At 30.9% G+C, this 2,482-nt stretch carries 3 protein-coding genes; all 3 read right to left on the bottom strand.

Features of this window, described 5'->3' with window-relative positions:
• On the bottom strand, nucleotides 1–855 hold an 855-nt coding region (locus ACMOUI_RS12970), incomplete at its 3' end, for an alpha/beta hydrolase-fold protein (RefSeq protein WP_418966117.1).
• Nucleotides 856–870: 15 nt separating this feature from the next.
• A complete protein-coding gene (gene asnS / locus ACMOUI_RS12965) occupies nucleotides 871–2,259 on the bottom strand; it encodes an asparagine--tRNA ligase (RefSeq protein WP_418966116.1) in 1,389 nt (462 codons plus the stop codon).
• 13 nt (nucleotides 2,260–2,272) lie between these two features.
• Nucleotides 2,273–2,458 (bottom strand): DUF896 domain-containing protein, encoded by a 186-nt coding sequence (locus ACMOUI_RS12960; RefSeq protein WP_418966115.1) that lies wholly within the window; start codon nucleotides 2,456–2,458, stop codon nucleotides 2,273–2,275.
• Between the last annotated feature and the right edge of the window lie 24 nt (nucleotides 2,459–2,482).

Raw genomic sequence — 2,482 nt, 5'->3', positions numbered from 1 at the left:
TTTATCTTCTGAACCAACACTTAAGTAGAATTTTTTTCCTATATATCTCTTAGGATCAGTTACTTTTATAATACTGTATGGATCATTTTTTAAAATTTTATAACCCCAAGGACTGAATACTTTTACAAAATGAGCTTTATTTACATCATTAAATAAAAATCTAGGTACATACAAATATCTAAAAATTCTCATCACTCTACGATTTATACTCATTCTTATTAAACTTATAGCCCCTGAAAAACTTGCAATAACATCATATGATTCTAAATTTTTAAGTCCTATTTTTAACGCTCCATATCCACCCATAGAAAATCCACCTATCCCTTTTTTAGAGTTTGGATATTCTTTCTCTATAAACCCTGTTAAATCCTTTGAGAAAAACTCCTCATATTGATGATTCTTATCCTCATAAAAGTTAGTATACCAGCTCTCGCCATTATAACCTGAATCAGGAAGAATAAAGACAATGTCCTGTATTCTTCCTCCTTTTTTTAAACTTAAATAATTCTCTCTCAATTTGGCCTTATAAATCCAATCCTCCGCCTTATCTCTTATCCCATGAAATAAAACTAAACACAGAGGGTTCTCTACAATTTTTTTAGGCTTAAGTATGAGTATTCTCATCTTCTCGGTTGTATATTTACTCTCTAAATGTCTCTCCTCTAAATCAAAAGCATCTAATAACTCTCTATTAGAATATTCAAAAGATTTTGCTCTAGTATCTTCAATCTTTTCAACCTGAGGAAAATTAAGAACTCTTTTTAATTTTCTATTTAACTTAAAATCATATGGATATGTTACAATATAAAAAAGTAACGAAATAAAAACTAGAAAAACTAGTATTTTTAATATCATTCCTATTCCTCAAAATTAAAACTCTGCATTATTTGGAGTTCTAGGGAAAGGTATTACGTCTCTTATATTTGTTATTCCTGTAACATACATTATCATTCTTTCAAAACCTAATCCATATCCTGAATGAGGAAAACTTCCAAATCTTCTTAAATCTAAGTAGAATCCGTAGTCCTCTGCACTCAGTCCTACCTCTGCCATTCTCTCCTCTAAAACTTCTAAATTATCCTCTCTTTGAGAACCACCTATTATCTCTCCAATTCCTGGAGCTAATAGATCCATTGCTCTTACAGTTTTTCCATCTTTATTTAGCTTCATATAGAATGCTTTAATCTCTTTTGGATAATCTGTTACAAAAACAGGTCTCTTAAAATGCTCCTCTGATAAGAATCTTTCATGCTCACTCTGTAAATCGATTCCCCATTTAACAGGATAGTCAAATTTTTTCCCTGAATTTATAAGTATATCTATAGCTTCTGTATATGTAACTCTTCCAAACTCATTGTTCAATACATTATTTAATTTATCAAATAATCCTTTTTCAATAAACTGGTTAAAGAACTCCATCTCCTCAGGACACTCATCCATAACATATTTAATTATGTATTTTACCATAGCTTCAGCTAACTCCATATTTCCCTCTAAGTCTGCAAAAGCTATTTCTGGCTCTATCATCCAAAACTCAGCTGCGTGTCTTGAAGTATTCGATTGCTCTGCTCTAAATGTAGGTCCAAAAGTATATATATTTCTAAATGCTGAACAATAAGTCTCTCCATTTAATTGACCACTTACTGTTAAATTAGTCTCTTTTCCAAAGAAATCTTTTGTTACATCAACTTTTCCATCATCTGTTTTTGGTACATTGTTTAAGTCAAGAGTTGTTACTCTAAACATCTCTCCTGCTCCCTCACAATCTGATCCTGTGATTATTGGAGTGTGTGTATATACAAATCCATTCTCTTGGAAGAACTTATGAATTGCATAAGCTAAAACTGATCTCACTCTAAATACTGCTGAGAAAGTGTTTGTTCTAGGTCTTAAATGCGCAATTGTTCTTAAGAATTCAAAAGAGTGTCTCTTGTTTTGTAAAGGATAATCTAAATCAGCTTTTTGGAAAACCTCAATCTCTTTAGCTTGAACTTCAAAAGTTTGTCCAGCTCCTTGAGATTCTACAACTACTCCCTTTACAATTATTGATGATGATATTGACAATCTTGAAACTTCATCAAAGTTTGGTAAATTTGTATCAAATACAATCTGAACTCCTTTGAAAAAACTTCCATCATTTAACTCAATAAATCCAAAGTTTTTTTGCGATCTTATTTTTCTTACCCAACCTGATAATTCCACTTCTTGACCTAAATATTTTTCAGTTTCTCTATACAGAGTCTTTACTAGCTGTTTCATATATGTTTGCCCCCTATATCATCTTTGTTTCATCGACAATTTCGATGTTATCTAATTTTTGTCTTACTTGTGCTTTAAACTGTTCTAAATATAACTTTCTATACTTCTCTCTCTCAAGTTTCTCCTCAGCTGTTAGCTCTCTTTTTTTGGCTTGATTCGAAAAATAATTAACCATTTCTATAATATCTTTCATTTCCATTTTGTTTCCTCCAAACTATAAAAT

It is taken from the genome of Cetobacterium sp. (assembly GCF_048470075.1).
Classification (GTDB): Bacteria; Fusobacteriota; Fusobacteriia; order Fusobacteriales; family Fusobacteriaceae; genus Cetobacterium_A.
The sequence above is the reverse complement of the archived record's forward strand: the minus strand, read 5'-3'. Positions and strand labels throughout refer to the sequence as shown.